The 15208-nt window shown below is 57.4% G+C and carries 17 protein-coding genes and 1 pseudogene; 4 read left to right on the top strand and 14 right to left on the bottom strand.

From position 1 onward, the window contains the following. The first annotated feature begins 78 nt into the window (after positions 1–78). Both PA01_12135 and PA01_12130 read left to right on the top strand, forming a co-directional pair. A complete protein-coding gene (locus tag PA01_12135; GenBank protein KON79310.1) occupies positions 79–1227 on the top strand; it encodes an XRE family transcriptional regulator in 1149 nt (382 codons plus the stop codon). Positions 1228–1237: 10 nt separating this feature from the next. Continuing rightward, positions 1238–1693, top strand: a complete 456-nt coding sequence (locus PA01_12130; protein ID KON79309.2) for a DUF4411 family protein — start codon at positions 1238–1240, stop codon at positions 1691–1693. Positions 1694–1895: 202 nt separating this feature from the next. Here PA01_12130 and PA01_18930 read toward each other — a convergent pair. Together PA01_18930 and PA01_12125 are read right to left on the bottom strand one after the other, a co-directional pair. Continuing rightward, positions 1896–2000 (bottom strand): annotated as a pseudogene (locus PA01_18930) (GDP-L-fucose synthase). A 14-nt stretch (positions 2001–2014) separates the two neighbouring features. Next, positions 2015–2734 carry a glycosyltransferase gene (locus tag PA01_12125; GenBank protein ID KAI5912302.1) on the bottom strand — a complete coding sequence of 240 codons (720 nt, stop codon included), beginning with the start codon at positions 2732–2734 and terminating at the stop codon, positions 2015–2017. A gap of 219 nt (positions 2735–2953) precedes the next feature. Here PA01_12125 and istA point away from each other — a divergent pair, with 219 nt between their 5' ends. Further along, the gene (gene istA, locus PA01_12120) at positions 2954–4480 is read left to right on the top strand and encodes an IS21 family transposase (GenBank protein ID KON79308.1); all 1527 of its coding nucleotides are present in this window, start codon (positions 2954–2956) and stop codon (positions 4478–4480) included. Between the two features lie 41 nt (positions 4481–4521). Next, the gene (istB, locus tag PA01_12115; protein KON79307.1) at positions 4522–5310 is read left to right on the top strand and encodes an IS21-like element helper ATPase IstB; all 789 of its coding nucleotides are present in this window, start codon (positions 4522–4524) and stop codon (positions 5308–5310) included. 17 nt (positions 5311–5327) lie between these two features. Here istB and PA01_12110 read toward each other — a convergent pair whose 3' ends face one another. The 12 genes from PA01_12110 to pseC all read right to left on the bottom strand — a co-directional run. Continuing rightward, positions 5328–5840 carry a DUF1972 domain-containing protein gene (locus PA01_12110; protein ID KAI5912301.1) on the bottom strand — a complete coding sequence of 171 codons (513 nt, stop codon included), beginning with the start codon at positions 5838–5840 and terminating at the stop codon, positions 5328–5330. Between the two features lie 100 nt (positions 5841–5940). Next, a complete protein-coding gene (locus tag PA01_18925) occupies positions 5941–7089 on the bottom strand; it encodes a glycosyltransferase family 4 protein (GenBank protein KAI5912300.1) in 1149 nt (382 codons plus the stop codon). Between the two features lie 233 nt (positions 7090–7322). After that, positions 7323–8525, bottom strand: a complete 1203-nt coding sequence (locus PA01_18920; protein ID KAI5912299.1) for an O-antigen ligase family protein — start codon at positions 8523–8525, stop codon at positions 7323–7325. After that, on the bottom strand, positions 8500–9501 hold the full coding sequence (locus PA01_18915) for an alpha-2,8-polysialyltransferase family protein (protein KAI5912298.1): 1002 nt from the start codon (positions 9499–9501) through the stop codon (positions 8500–8502). Before PA01_18915 ends, PA01_18920 begins: the two co-directional genes overlap by 26 nt. A gap of 181 nt (positions 9502–9682) precedes the next feature. Then, positions 9683–10729: a pseudaminic acid synthase gene (pseI, locus tag PA01_12105; protein ID KON79306.2), complete on the bottom strand. Its 1047-nt coding sequence runs from the start codon at positions 10727–10729 to the stop codon at positions 9683–9685. 22 nt (positions 10730–10751) lie between these two features. After that, entirely contained in the window at positions 10752–11264 is a 513-nt protein-coding gene (gene pseH / locus PA01_12100) for a UDP-4-amino-4,6-dideoxy-N-acetyl-beta-L-altrosamine N-acetyltransferase (GenBank protein ID KON79305.2), read from the bottom strand. After that, positions 11257–12354 (bottom strand): UDP-2,4-diacetamido-2,4,6-trideoxy-beta-L-altropyranose hydrolase, encoded by a 1098-nt coding sequence (pseG, locus tag PA01_12095; protein ID KON79304.2) that lies wholly within the window; start codon positions 12352–12354, stop codon positions 11257–11259. Before pseG ends, pseH begins: the two co-directional genes overlap by 8 nt. After that, on the bottom strand, positions 12351–12800 hold the full coding sequence (locus PA01_12090; protein ID KON79303.1) for a putative toxin-antitoxin system toxin component, PIN family: 450 nt from the start codon (positions 12798–12800) through the stop codon (positions 12351–12353). The genes pseG and PA01_12090 overlap by 4 nt, the downstream gene beginning before the upstream one ends. Then, complete coding sequence (locus PA01_12085; protein ID KON79302.1) at positions 12779–13003, bottom strand: AbrB/MazE/SpoVT family DNA-binding domain-containing protein; 225 nt, start codon at positions 13001–13003, stop codon at positions 12779–12781. The genes PA01_12090 and PA01_12085 overlap by 22 nt, the downstream gene beginning before the upstream one ends. A gap of 36 nt (positions 13004–13039) precedes the next feature. After that, on the bottom strand, positions 13040–13747 hold the full coding sequence (gene pseF / locus PA01_12080) for a pseudaminic acid cytidylyltransferase (protein ID KON79301.1): 708 nt from the start codon (positions 13745–13747) through the stop codon (positions 13040–13042). 40 nt (positions 13748–13787) lie between these two features. Beyond that, positions 13788–14078, bottom strand: coding sequence for a nucleotidyltransferase family protein (locus PA01_12075; GenBank protein KON79300.1), 291 nt, complete (start codon positions 14076–14078; stop codon positions 13788–13790). Between the two features lie 32 nt (positions 14079–14110). Then, positions 14111–15208 (bottom strand): UDP-4-amino-4,6-dideoxy-N-acetyl-beta-L-altrosamine transaminase (pseC, locus tag PA01_12070; GenBank protein KON79299.1); only part of this gene is annotated, 1098 nt, incomplete at its 5' end.

The following is a 15208-nucleotide window of genomic DNA, read 5'->3' as shown; positions in this document are numbered from 1 at the left end:
CGACTCAACGCGTTCGTACTCGATCTGCCCTGACTCTCACCGTACTCAGCGACGTGAGCCGCCTGTATACTTGGGGCTATGGAACGCATCCAATCGATCAACCTGGCGCGGATTGACTGGTGTTGTGCCGATCGCGGCATGACGCGGGACGAACTCGCCGCCGAGATCGGGATCGCGCCAGCATCCCTCGCCAAGGCGTTTGAGGGCGACGCTGGATTGACCTTCAATCAACTTCGGAAGATCGCCGCCTTCTTCGGCCGCGGCACGCTGTTTTTCCTCGAGGCGGGGCCCGTAAATGAAGCGAAGGTGCATTCTGCTCAGTTCAGAACTCTGGCAAATCAGAAGCCAGAGCTCTCGCCCCGCCTGAAACTGTTGATTGAGCGCGTTGAGCGACAGCGTGAGGTTTTCCTCGCCCTACGCGACGAACTCGACCCAGCAGATGTGATGGCGTTTGCTCCACCTGAGCTGAAGGGCTTGAGCGTTCAGGATGCGGCAGGGGTAGTGAGGCGATGGCTTCGGCTTGCGGATCGTAACGATTTCGACAGCTATCGTCAGGCGATTGAAGCGCGCGGCCTACTTGTCTTCCGCAGCAACGGATACAACGGGAAGTGGCAGATCGCTAAGGAGAGTCCGATTCTCGGCTTTTCGCTGTATGACCCCGCTTGCCCCGTCATCCTAGTTAAGAAGCAGGATTCAGATACCCGGCAGACCTTTACCATGATGCATGAGCTGGGGCACCTTCTGCTGCACAAGACCAGTTCTATCGATGACGAAGGCGATCTGCAAGCGCGCGAAGGCGAAGAGCGGGAGGCCAACGCGTTTGCCGGTTATCTTCTCGTGCCGAATGCCTTTCTGCTTAGTATTCGTGACGACGAGCGACCTGCGGATGTTGGCGGATTCGATGATTGGCTGGAGCCACAGCGCCGGGCATGGGGTGTTAGCAGTGAGGTGATTCTGCGTCGGTTAATGGACGCAAGACGGCTGCCAGAGGCGGTTTATGCTGCCTATCGACGGTGGTGGGCGGACCGGCCCATGGTGGAAAAGAGTGGCGGAAGTCGCGAGTACCGTAACCGGGAGCCGAAGCACATCTTTGGTGATGGCTATGTCCGCACTGTGCTTGATGCCCTGAGTTCGCGCCGGATCTCACTTGCCAAAGCCAGCTCATATCTCGACAACCTGACCGTCAGGGATCTCCACAAGCTAGAGCGCTACTATGCAGGTGTTTGATGCGTCATCCATGATCTACGCATGGGATAACTATCCCTACGGACAGTTTCCGGGGCTTTGGACATGGATGGCGGATCGAGTGGAGAAGGGCTTGATACAGATGCCAGATATAGCGGTAGAAGAAGTTGGGCACAAAGTTCCAGAATGTGTACGTTGGCTCCGTGACGCCAATTTACAGAAGATTCTCGTGACCGAAGCGATTCTTCTGGAGGCCTTTCGCACCAAGGGATTGCTGGGAATCGAGGACGATAGATATGGTAGCGGTGTTGATGAGAACGACCTGATCATCATCGCTACCGCAAAACTTTCGGACTGCGAGCTGGTAACCGACGAGGCCTTTCAGGCTTCTGCGAATAAGCAAAAGCGCAACTGGAAGATTCCGCTGGTGTGCAACATGAGCACGGTCAATGTTCCGTGGATTGATTTCCTTGGGTATCTCAAGCGCTCAGAAGCTGTATTTGGTTGACGGAGATTTGCGCCTCCCTGTTCACAACACAAGGAAGCGAAGAGCGCGGTTCGATCCTAAAGGCCGTGATAGTGCGGTACGCAACACGCCACTTGCCGGCCGTAACGGAACGGCCCCATCGGTCGACCAGCGCACTGCCTTGCCGTATGGTGACCGGCACGTGTTTGGGCTGTGCCGCCGTACATCGGGTCGGTTTGAGCTGGAACTCGCGCATCGGCGCCCCGTTCCCCCAGATCACCACTTCCTCGTCGCCGCGCTGCACCGCCTCGTGAAAGCGACGCAGCAAGGCGCGGATCACGTGCAAGGAGAAAGTCGTCCCACCTATTTCTGATCTGGCACAACGGGACGCTGTGCTACCGCGCTCTCCGGGTGAAATCTCAGAAGCAGCGCCTCATACTCAGCCAATATCCGATCCCAGGTAAACCGCTCCTGATGTCGCACCCTGCTCGCTGCACGCATCGCCTCAAGTTCGCCAGGTGCATCAAGAACTCGATCAAACAGCGCCGCGCACTCGTCCGCGTCCTTAAAATAAACACCTGCCTCTCCGGCCACCCAGCGATTGAACCGGTTGTCGTGCGCGATTACCGCATTGCCGGCGCCGAGTGCCTCAACCAGAGACGGATTCGTCCCCCCAACCTGATGCCCGTGCACGTAGGCCGAGCAATGAAAGCGTAGCGACCGCAACACCACTTTGTCGTAAATTGCGCCGACAAACCGGACCTCAGGCCCCGCCGCGGCTTTCACCGCACGATGATAGGCATTCGATACATCGTAATTGCCCAGTACCGCCAGCACCTGACCGCGCGGTCTGCGTGAAAACGCGCTGACCGCTTCCAGAATCGAGTTCTCCGGTTCCGGCCGGGCAACCAACGTCAGGAACCGCCTCGGCTCGAGCCCCAGCGCCGCCAGCGGGGCCTGGTCGGCCGACTCGATCCGCTCTGCCCCGTACGGGATCACCGAGATCTTCCCTTCGCTGACCCGTGACGACAGGTGCCGCTTGATCTCCGGATGATCGGCGATCAGGTGATTGCCGAGTGTCACCGACCGGCACATAGGAGCCAGTTGATGATCGGCACAATGGAGCCAGCGCGTGATCGGCACATTGAGGCCAGGGCGTGATCGGCACATAGGCGCCAGCGCCGGATCGGCGTAATGGAGCCAGCAAAGTTCTGACGGACGTCTCGACCTTGAGCGGTCCATCGCTACCCTGCCGGGTTTTGGTTTGGCAGGAGGGAGCCGGTGGCCCGCAGGAGCATCGAGATGTACGAGTACCGCCAGGCCCTGATGCGCATGCGCCAGGGCGACTCCGAGCGCGAGATTGCGCGCGCGAAGCTGATGGGACGGGCCAAGGCCGCCCGTTTCCGCGAATTGGCCGCAGCCCGCGGCTGGCTCGATCCGGAGCACCCGGTTCCGGAAGATGCCGAGATCGCCGCGGCGATCGGCAGTCCGCGGCTGCCGGTGACGGCGCAATCATCGATCGCCGCGTTCCGGCCGCTGGTCGAGCAGTGGCTCGCACAGGGGGTCTCCGGCGTGGTGATCCACGCCACCCTTAAACGTGAGCACGGCTTCACCGGGCACTATTCCAGCGTGCGCCGGCTTGTCGCCACGATCGAGCGCGAGCGCCCGCCCGAGGCGACCGTGCGGCTGTCGTTCGCGCCTGGCGAGGCAGCGCAGGTCGATTTCGGCGCCGGCCCGCAGCTCGTCGATCCCGCCTCCGGTGAGCTGCGCCGCACGTGGGCCTTCGTGATGACGCTGTGTTTCTCGCGGCACCAGTACGTCGAGTTCGTGTGGGATCAGAGCGTGCGCACCTGGCTCGGCTGCCATCGGCGCGCCTTCGAGTGGTTCGGCGCGGTGCCTGCGCGCCTCATCATCGACAACGCCAAGTGCGCCATCACCAAGGCGTGCGCGCACGACCCCCAAGTGCAACGTGCTTACGCCGAATGCGCCGAAGGCTACGGCTTTCGCATCGACGCCTGTCCGCCCCAGGAGCCGCAGAAGAAGGGCATCGTCGAGGCGGGCGTCAAATACGTCAAAGGCAACTTCCTGCCCACGCGCAGCTTCCGCGATCTGGCCGATCTGAACGCGCAGGCGCGTGACTGGGTGTTGAAGGAAGCCGGGCTGCGCATTCACGGCACGACACGCATCAAACCGCTGGACAGCTTCGCCGTCGAGCGCAGTGTGCTGCGGCCGTTGCCCGCAGTACCGCCGGATCTGGGCACTTGGCATCAGGTGTCGGTGCATCGCGACTGCCACGTCAGCTTCGAGCGCGTGCTGTACTCCGTGCCATTCACCTTGGTCGGCAAGAGTTTGTGGTTGCGCGCGACCGACAGCGTGGTCACGGTCTATCAGGACTTCAAACCCGTTGCCACGCATGCCCGCGCCCGTCGTCCCGGCGAGCGGCGCACCGTCATCGATCATCTGCCGCCCTCGGCGCAACGTTTCTTCGCGCACGACCGCAGTTGGTGTCTGCAACAGGCCGCGGAGATCGGAACCGCGTGCGCCCAGCTCATCGGGCGCCTCTTGAGCGACCGCATCAGTGAGCGGCTGCGTGCCGCGCAGGGCGTGCTGCAGCTGAAGAGCCGCTACGGCGCTGCGCGCCTGGAGGCGGCCTGCGAGCGTGCACTCGCCCACGACAGCCCGCATTACCGCACCGTCAAGACCATCCTCGCCGGCGGCCACGACTTGCAGCCGCTCACCCCCGTGAGTACCGAACCCTACGCCGGCCGCGCCCGTTTCGCCCGTGCGACCGCGGCGCTCTTCGCCGACGATCCGACGTCGTTTCACTGACCGGGTGCACCGCGCGCCCCCTTTACCCAAGGAGTCCCACCATGAATCCCGCCACCGAACTGGCACCGCAACTCAAACAACTGCGCCTTTCCGGCATCCTCGATTCGCTCGACGCGCGCAATCGCCAGGCGATCGACGCGAAGCTCGCCTATACGGAATTCCTCGCGCTGCTGATCCAGGACGAGGTCGCGCGGCGCGAGCAGAAGAAGTTCGCCACGCGGCTGCGTCGCGCCGCGTTTCGCGCTACCAAGACGCTCGAAGGCTTCGAGTTCGACCGGCTGCCCTCGACCAACCGCGCGTTGGTGCATGATCTCGCGACCGGGCGCTACATCGATGAACGTGCCCCGGTGCTCATCGTCGGCCCCTGCGGCACCGGCAAGAGCCATCTCGCGCAGGCGCTCGGGCACTGCGCGGTGCGCCAGGGTCACGACGTCGTCTTCGCGTCCTGCTCGCAGTTGCTCGCGAGCCTCAATGCGGCGCGGGCTACCGGAGCCTATGAACGGAAGCTCCAGCAACTGGCGCGCGTGCCGGTCCTCATCATCGATGACTTCGGGCTGAAACCGCTGCGTTCGCCCGCCGACGAAGACCTGCATGACCTGATCGCCGAACGTTACGAGCAGGCCGCCACCGTCGTCACCAGCAACCTCGACTTCACCGAGTGGGACCAGGCCTTCCCGGGTAACCGCCTACTTGCTTCCGCCACCGTCGATCGCCTGCGTCACAACGCCTACTGCCTGACGCTCGACGGGGCTTCCTACCGCTCGCCCCGACACGGTCCAAACAAGGCCAAAACAGCCCTTGCCAGCACCCCGAAAAACAACGAATCTTGAACCCCCGCAGACGTTCGTCAGAGCCCCTTCCAGCTGGCTCCTATATGCCGATCATCGGTGGCTCTATTGTGCCGGTCAGTGACACCGAGCCAGCACCCCGCCCAATCGTTGAGCCAGAACCAAGTCTTTGCGCCCGGCCCCCATTTGGCGCGCGCCCACTCGATGCCGTCCATATTGATCAGGTTCGGCACGCCTTTCGCACGCAGAAGGCTGCAGAACACGGCGGTGTTGTAGCCGAGCGTCAGGCAGAGATCGTCGTAACCCGCCGCGTGCGCCGTCGCCTTCCAGTCGAAGAGGATCGTGCCCTTCGGACCCGTCTGCGCTACCGGGATGCGCACACGGTGGATGCCCTGCCAGCTGTCTTCGAAGATGGGGCCGCGCTCATCCTCCTGGCAGTAGACGGTCACCCGCCATCCACGCGCAACCAGATAGAGCGCCAGTTGCTCCGCAAAGGTTTCAAAGCCGCCGTGTGAAGCAGGTACGCCGCGAGTACCCAAAATCCTTAAGGAGTTACTCAGTTTTTCTTTCAAAATGCGCCTACTTCATAAATTATAAGTAATAGTAATGAAGCTCAGTGCGACAAAATTTACCAGCACCTCCTTGGCAAGTCCGTGTATCGCGCAAAATACATTAAGAAAAAGCCCTTAAAAATCTTTTCTTAAATGCATCTAAGGTGAGGTTTTGCTGAAAATATTTGTAACCATTGCAGCCGTGAATGCTGATTAAATCGCTTCTTTTGACATATTGCGCAATTGCTTCTGATAGCTGAGTGCAATCACCTGGTGTTACCAAGACTCCAGAAAAACCATCTCTAACGATTTCAGTAGCGCCGCCATGATTAGTGACAATAACCGGCTTCTTGTATGACATGGCCTCTAAAACAGTTGTGGGAAAAGGGTCGGCCATCATAGATGGGATGACGCAAACATCAAAATCAGGATAGGTCGCACTCAACTCTGTTTTGAATTCAAGAATATTTACAGTGTCGCCTAAGCCAAGTTTATTGATTCTAGCGCGAAGATCGTCGAGTAATTTCTCTCGATTTGGTGCGGCTCCGCCAACAAACGTAAAACTGATCCTGTCGATTATTTTTTTATCTAGCAAAGCCAGTGAATCTATAACAAACCACTGCCCCTTCTCTGGCATAATGCGCCCAACTAGCAGATAATTAATTTTGTTATATATGTCTTCTCTTCGGCGCGTGCGGCAACCGCCATTTATTGGAGCAGCGACCCCATTATGGATAACGTTTATTTTCTCTTTGAAACGGCCACCAGAAGATATTAGCAAATCACTTCGCACAGCCTCGGATACACAGATTAACTTTGTACAAGAAGCAATGGCAATAAAGCTCATAATTCTTGCCAAATAACCGTGACAGGAAATAATTTCGTGTGAGTGAATAATTATATTTTTATAGCCAGCCAACCTTCCAAGAAAAACGCAAAAAAACAAACTCATTGTATTTATATATAAATAATCATACCTTTTGGCGCGTTTTTTTAAAAAAAAGTAGAAGGCAAAACCCTTTAATAAAAAACGCAGAAGGTAAAGGAAGCCAAAAGCACTTCTAACGGCTACGGGAAAATGCTCGAAAACTTGCACTTTGATACTACTGTTTGATTCAATGTAAGCACACAACAATCCTTTTTTTGGAACATAAGCGTCAACGGAATAGCCGTCGCTGCATAAAAACTGCAATACACGAGCAAAAATTCTGTCGGCTCCATATAACTCAGAGGAAGAATGCAACGCCAATACCTTCTCTCTTGTTGCCACGCTAACTCTCCTGTTTAACTAATTAAATTTGCTAACATCGAACAACCTAATTTGCCCAGTGAATTCATCTGCGCGACGAACACCATGACCGAACTCGGTTCAAGTTCTTCCGCGAGTTACCATCTTTCCAGGCGGTGTCGCCCTGATTAGTACCTCGAGTCGCGCCAGATATCCGCGATTAGCTAATTTTGGCGTTAAAAACCCGATTTCCGCGAGACAAAAACATCTCGTTACTACAATTTGTAGCATGACTGAATCGGCGCGCGAGCGGGCATAACGAGGCGGCCATTTTTTGCAGCCCAAGAGACATATAAAAACATTGAGAAAAAAAGCAGTGAATCGCTTGAGCCGGGTTGAGAAAATGAGGCTTCTGTGAGAGATCTGACAAGAAATATAATGAACACGCCACGAAAAGTAACGAATCTAGACTTGTTCTCTATTTTTGAAAAAAGGCACTTTAATCCAAAAAAGATAATTGCGAAAATAAAAATTACCCCAAAAATACCGGTGTTTAAATACGCTTCAAGATATGAGTTATGCGCATGAGTAAACGAAGTTACGCGAAAAATATCAAAGCCAATATCACTGGATATTTTTACAGAGGAGTTGTAACCATTGCCGATCAATACTGGCCAGCCGGACACATAATCCAAGATGCCGGCCCACAAAAGTGTCCTACCCGTAAATGTTATCTCCTCTGCGGCGATCCTGCTGACGAACAATGAACCGTAATCGAAAAATACAAAAACAAAAAAGCAGATTATTAAAATGACGCTTCTTGCATGAAATCTCTGCAAGGATGGTGAGCTAAAAAAAATGGCAACCAGAAAGGCAGCTATTGATGTTTTGCTTACAGTCAGCAAAAGAACCGTAACAGCAAAAAGTGCTCCAAACCACCAAAATATTCGCTCGCCTGCTTTGCTACTAGAAGCTGTCCTGTAAGATAAATAAGCGCTAAGTGCAGAAGCAAGTCCAATTGTATTTGGGCCAATTTCGCCAGAGCTGTTTCTGGAGGAAAGGTCATCAGTCCCCGACGCTAGCGTTACAAAAAACATAACCCATAACGCCGCCGTAACTCCAATGGCAAGAGGCTTAACAGAATCGCTATGGCTGACGTATAACGCTTGGTGAGCAAGTGGAATTATCAAAAGTAAGGCATAGAGAGTATCTGTGGCGCCCTGAGAAAAACTCGACAATACACAAAAAACGAAATATATAAAATACAGCTGCCAACCAGCGCTTGTTCGCAGATTTACATAGAACTTTTTATTTGCCGCCTGAAGAAACAGCAAAAAAAAGATAGCCGCAGCCCATGCAAAAGTCCCGGCGGCATAGTTCGATGAAAAAATAGACCAAAATACAGGTTTTAAAAAAATAACAAACCAGAAAATGACGTTTGGTAGCATGAAATCAATTTGTTTTGTATTCTTCAACATTCATCTCTTTGTAAAATCGAATCCAATTGTCCTCCAGGCCGACTCCAAAATATTTGGCTTTGACGGATGGGCAAAAGCTCCTCAAAACATGGAGTGCTGAAGTTTTAAATCCTACAACAGTTCTCTCGCTTTGGCTGCTGATAAAATATATCTCTGCTGGCATGTCACTTCTTAATATATGGCATTCAAAAGAATCAAGCATACTTAGTATTTTTTTTGCGACCATAGGTTTGTCTTGCGGATGGAGCTTCAAATAAACATTACCTTTGAATTCACGAAGGCTAGACTTAATTCTATTAATTATTTTTACTTCGCTATTTTCATACCCGATAAAAGGGAGTAAAAATACGATTGAATTAGCCTTAATATGGTCGGAATCGCAGAAAGTGGAAAAAGAATTAACGCAGAATTTTATTTTTTTAATTTCAACACCATTGCTAATTTCTTTTCTTACTAGAGCAGGGTTTATTGCGTAGATTGCATTATGTAACCGTACGCCACCGATTCTATTTGATTTGCGCCACCATGGCCCGTAAAATAACTTCCCCAATAGAATTTTGAAAAAATTTGTGTTAAAATATCCGCCGATATCATATATAGCTACCCCATCTTCTACTAAATTTACTGACGGGTTATTTTTTTTCGTGAGTCTGACAATAAGCTGCACTTCGGGGCTTAGGTCGTTGAAGATATAAAGCTCCGTCGCTTCTTTAAGGGTGTCTATTGATTTTAATTTTCTTAGGTTAGATATTCTGTTGAGTGTTCTATTGATCGATCCTCCCTCTGCACCTTTCAGGCACACAAGAGACGCTCCGAGCTCTTGAATAATCCTCCTTACATAGGACGGATTTATATCCGACTCTTTGATCCATATAATTGTAATTGTGCTGTTGGCCTTAGCGCTCCTTAAAATTACGTATGTAAAAAGAAAATGCAGCGGCGTGTGGCATACAGAAAAGATTAGTTTTTTTGTCATGACAAAGCCTGGTAAGCGCATCGGATAACCCGAGGATTCTCGCCTCTAGGCGGTTTCCGGTCGAAATTAACTTCTCATTAAACATGACGGTAACGACCGCAGGGAGTGGGAATAGCCAGGGTCGCGCTTCTTCCCGGCCGTTGTACTGGCCGGCCGTCGGCTGACTAAGACGGTACGTCTGTCAGTCAAGTACTTCCGCACGTACTGGTGTGTTGCAGCGCACGCCTGTTCGCAGACGCCTACCCAAAAGCGCGTTCAAATACTTTGGAGCCAGCCCAAAGCCCGGCCTTACGCTACGTACCGTATCGGCGGTGATTACATCCCCAGCCTGTAGATCCTTCACGAAATACAGGGAGCGCCGGAACTTCACATTCCCCTGCTCGCTGGATTTCCGCCCGTAATCGACCTGGCCGAGCGCTTCCCACGCCGTCCGTGCGCCACTGCACAGCGCCGCCATCTCCGCGGGCTCGAGGGAGAAACTGTCGTCCGGCCCTCCGCCCTTGCGATCCAGCGTGAAGTGCTTCTCGATGATTGACGCACCGAGCGCCACGCTGGTGATGGCGGTGGTGTTGTCGAGCGTATGGTCCGACAGCCCGGTAACGAGGCCGAAGCGCTCGATCATGTCGGTGATGGTGCGCAGGTTGTAGTCCGCGGCCGGCGCGGGGTAGCCGCTGACGCAGTGCAGGATGGCGAGTTCCTTGCAGCCGCCTTCGCGGGCGGCGTCGATGGCTTCCTGGATTTCCTCGGCGTCGGCCATGCCGGTGGAGATGATCATCGGTTTGCCGGTGCTGGCGACGTACTTGATCAGCGGCAGATCGACCGCTTCGAACGACGCGATCTTGTAGGCCGGGGCATTGAGATCTTCGAGCAGATCGACTGCGGTGTTGTCGAATGGCGAACTGAAGATGGTGATGCCGAGCTTGCGGGCGCGCTCAAACAGCGGGGCATGCCACTCCCAGGGCATGTGGGCTTCCTGGTACAGGTCGTACAACGTGCGACCGTCCCATAGGCCACCGTGGATGCGGAAATCCTCACTGTCGCAGTCGAGCGTGATCGTGTCGGGCTTGTAGGTCTGGAGCTTGACTGCGTCCGCGCCGGCTTTCCTGGCTTCTTCGATGATGCGCAGCGCGGTTTCGAGTTTGCCGTTATGGTTGGCCGAGAGTTCGGCGATGACGTAGGGCGGTACGTCAGGGCCGATTTTGCGGCCTGCGATATGGATTGCGTTCACAAGGTTTTTTCCGTCATCTTGATCAGTCAATGGGCCACTCATGAACGAGAAGCCCAAAGCAGATCAGGTCATGGTAAAGGTCGTCGATACGGACTTGGTGGCGCAGGACGCCCTCTTGCTGGAAGCCCAGCGCGTGATGGAAGCGGATGGACGCTTCATTGAAGTCGAGTGCCTGACCGCACACCTTGTGCAGACGAAGGGTCCGAAATGCATAATCGAGCGCGCTGCCAGCGAGCTTTTTCCCTGCCCCTTTCGGCGCGCCGGGGACGGCATAGAAACCCCAATCCGCAATGCCGCCGGGCGCCACGTTTGAAAAATGAACGAAGCCCACCGGGTTTTCGTCCTCTTCGACGATCAGGAGGCAGCGGGTCGGATCGTTCGACGCGCGCTCGAACCAATCGCGATGCTCGTTCAGGGAGATTTCATGTCTCGTGAGCATGTACTGCCGGACGTCAGGATGGTTGCGCCAGGCGAGAACGTTTACCAAGTCGCGCGCTTCCATTCGGCGGATGCGGCAGGGGTTAGGCTCATTCATTCGTGATCGCCTCCACGAGACGCATCGTGCCGGCCCCGTCGGTGACCGTGCGTGCTGCTGCACTGAGTGCTGCGAGTCCATCCGTGCGGCTGACCTCCCGAATGCATTTTTCAATGGCCGTGGCGAAACCACCTTCTGCGGCCAGGAGCACGGCTCCGGCGTCGCTAAGTGCCACCGCCCCCGCCTTCTGATTGGGTGCGAGGATCATCGAAATACTCGGCACACCGAGGCAGCAACGTTCCCAGGCGGTCGTGCCGGCGGCACCAATTGCCAGATCGCTGTCGGCCATGAGCCCGGCCATATCGCGTACATCGACCAAGACCTCAGTCGGCCATAGCATCTCCGCAGCCTGCTTGCGCACCGGTTCGAGCCAAGGGGCGTGCGGGCCCATAACCACGGTGATGCGGCAATCCGGAGGCAGCAGGCAGCGCCGCAAGGCATCGAGCACCCGCCCGGTGGCGTTGTCCTTGTCCACGCCGCCCATCGTGATCAGCAGGCGCCGGAGTTGCGGGCGCTCCCTGCGGGCGAGGCTGTCGGCACGCAGGGCGGCAAATTCGGGACGCAGCAGGGCGTACTGCGGGCCGGCGAGGATGGTGCATCCGCCGGGGACGAGCACAGCATAGTCCGCTGCGCTGCGGCCGAGGTTCTGGTCGAGCAACAGGTCGCAGTCGTGCGGCCGGTCGGCGAGGTCGTCGATTACCATCAGCCGGCGGCAGACCCCGCGCAAGCTGCGATCCCAGCGGGCGTCGAGCGCGTAGTGGTCGATGATGAGCCAGTCGACGCGCTCGTCGCGGAGGGCTGCGCGCGTCTGCTCGGCATCAGTTTGCCAATCGGCGCCGAGCCAATGGGCGTGGGCAGGCTGGGCTGTCCCGTCCGCCGCCGGCGCGGATGTCTCGGTGGTGGCAGACGGAAGCGCGGTGGTCTCGAAACCACGCTGGCGGATCTGCTCGATCAGGTGGCCGGGATGGGCGCGGCAGACGAAGCGGCAGGTGGCGCCACACGCGCGCAGCGCGTCGGCCAGCGTGAGGCAGCGCATGACGTGCCCGGTGCCGATGTCGAGCGAGGCGTCGGCGCGAAAGATGATCTTCACTTGCGCGTCTCCAGCCATGCGGAAAACTCGGCTGGCGTCAGAACCAGGAGCGGATTCAACTGGGCACGGGCAGCCTGGATGTCCTCGTCGCCGCTCACCAGCACGTCGGCAGTTGCCTCGATGGCAAGAACGGCGAACATGACGTCGTCGGGGTCGCGCAAGGCGGGAGGCTCGGTGTGCGGGGAACTCGTCGATACGGTTTCGGCATACGGCAGAAACTCCGCCAGCAAGGCCTCCTGGTCGGCCTGTTCCAATTTGAATTTCGGGTAATTCAGGACGCGGATCAGCTCCTGGACCGTCTCGCGGCTCACCAGCGGCACGAATCGGCCCGCCTGCCACGCGTGGCGAAGCCACGCGAGCCGTCCGCGCGAAAACAGCAGCGCCGACACGACGCAGTTGGTGTCGAGCACCACCCGGGGGGGAGTCAGCTTTTTCTTCGGACCCATGCAACCGCGTCCTTCACGTCATCTTCCGTAATGCCCAGGGATTCAAGCTTCGAGCGCACGGCATCGGCCTGTTGCAACCGGACCGGCGTCAGAACGATGCGGCCGTTATCGATCGTGACATCGTAATATTCGGCGTCACCCACGGCCTGGACAACAGCCTTGGGCAGCGTGAGCTGATTCTTGGAGGTTCTCTTCGCTAGCATGGCAGCTCCAAATCAAGGAAGTAAGGATTCCTTATTTTACTTCAGATTGGAGGAAGCGCCGGCCTGCAGGGCCCTGAACATCCACTCGGCCCGCTCCCAGTCTTCCGCGGTGTCGATGTCCTGCACGCGATGACGCGGCAGGATCACCGGTGCTGCGGCAGGGCTGAAGATCGGCCGCTCGGCCAGCCAGGCAGCGGCCCGTCCCCAGTAGAACTGGCCGGCGTCGTGAAACGCTTCATCGAGATCCTGCGAGCGGGTGTGGAAGTGTTCGGCCTGGAACATTTCGACGCGGCCCGCAGCGGTGATGCGAATCGCGCGCTGGATCGGGAAGGCGTAGCTGGTGACGCTAAAGGCGTAGTCGCAGTTGGTGGCGGTCAACACGCTGAGCCCGCGCCGCAGATCGGCTGCAGTCACGAACGGAGCGGTGGCGTACAGGCAGCAGACCACGTCCGGGCGCTGCGCGCGGGCCGAACACCATTCGATTGCGTGCCGAATCACGGGGATCGTGCCAGCGTAATCGTTGGCAAGCTCCGCGGGGCGCATGAAGGGCGTTTCGGCGCCGCACTCGCGTGCGACCTCAGCAATTTCAACGTCGTCGGTCGATACGATGACGCGGTCGAAACAGCCGCTGTCGCGGGCGGCTTCGATCGACCAGGCGATCATCGGCTTGCCGCAGAACGGTTTGATGTTCTTGCGCGGGATGCGTTTGCTGCCGCCGCGCGCGGGAATGATGGCGAATTTCATTGCGTTGGCTTGGGGGTGGTCGCTCGCAGAACCTTTTTGTTCATACTGCTTGGGCCTCGTGCAGAACCTGGCTGCGGAACTTGGGAGGTAGCGCCGCCGAGGTGAGCACGTCGACCGATACGCCAAGCCGGGTTTCGAGTTCGACCTGAATGTGCGCGAGATCGAGCAGGGATGCATCGGGCGCCGGGTCGACGAGCAGGTCGAGATCACTTTGGTCCGAGTCCTCGCCACGGACGACGGATCCGAAGATCCGTGGATTGCTCGCCCGATGGGCCAACACGATCCGTCGGATGAGTTCGCGGTTTGCCTCGAGTGCATCGGAGGGTTTCATGGCGCTTCTCCTGGTGTGGTGCAGAACATCGGTTAGAGGTCCAGGGCACTACGCAGTGCCGCAACGACCTCATCCTGCTGCGCTTCGCTCATGGTCTGGAACATCGGCAGGCTGATCGCCTCAGCATAGTAGCGTTCCGCTTCGGGGTAATCGCCGGCCTTGAAATCCATCTGCTGGTAGTAAGGCTGAGTGTGCACCGGGATGTAGTGCAGATTCACGCCGATGCCCCGTTCGCGCAGCGCCTCGAAAACTTGACAGTGGCCGCGGCCGATTCTTTCCGCTTGCAGACGGATGACGTACAGATGGAGGCCGGAGTAGCCATCCGACTGCTGCCAGGGAGTGACGACGGGCAGCGCGTCGAGCAGCGTATCGTAGCGGCGGGCGAGCGCGTGGCGGCGGGCGACGTAGTCGTCCAGCCGGGTCATCTGGCTAACGCCGAGCGCGGCCTGAAGCTCGGTCATGCGGTAGTTGAAGCCGAGTTCGATCTGCTGGTAATACCAGGGGCCGTCAGCCTCGTGCGTCATCTGCGCGGCGTCGCGGGTGATGCCGTGGCTGCGCAGCAGCGCCATCTTGTTCGCGAGTTCGGCATCGTTGGTGAGCGCCATGCCGCCTTCGGCGGTGGTGATGATCTTGACCGGGTGGAAGCTGAATACGGTGATGTCGCTGTAGCGGCCGTTGCCGATGAATTCGCCGCGGTACTTGCCGCCGATCGCGTGCGAGGCGTCTTCGATGATCTTGAAGCCGTAACGCTGACTCAATGCGTGGATGGCGGCCATGTCGCAGGGCTGGCCGCACAGGTGAACCGGCACCACGACCTTGGGCAGACGCCCTTCGCGCTCGGCCTGCTCGAGCTTGCGGGCGAGCGCCTGCGGGCACAGGTTGTACGTGCGCGGGTCGATGTCGACGAAATCGACCCGGGCGCCGCAGTAGAGGCCGCAGTTGGCCGAGGCGACGAAAGTGATCGGGCTCGTCCACAGCCAGTCGCCCGGGCCGAGGCCGAGCGCGAGGCAGGCGATGTGCAAGGCCGAGGTGGCGCTGTTGACGGCGAGCGCGTGTGCGGCGCCGACGTGGCTGGCGACGGCCTGTTCGAAGCGCGGGACCATCGGGCCCTGCGTGAGGTAGTCGGACTG

Source organism: Azoarcus sp. PA01 (assembly GCA_001274695.2).
Classification (GTDB): Bacteria; Pseudomonadota; Gammaproteobacteria; order Burkholderiales; family Rhodocyclaceae; genus Aromatoleum.
The sequence above is the reverse complement of the archived record's forward strand: the minus strand, read 5'-3'. Positions and strand labels throughout refer to the sequence as shown.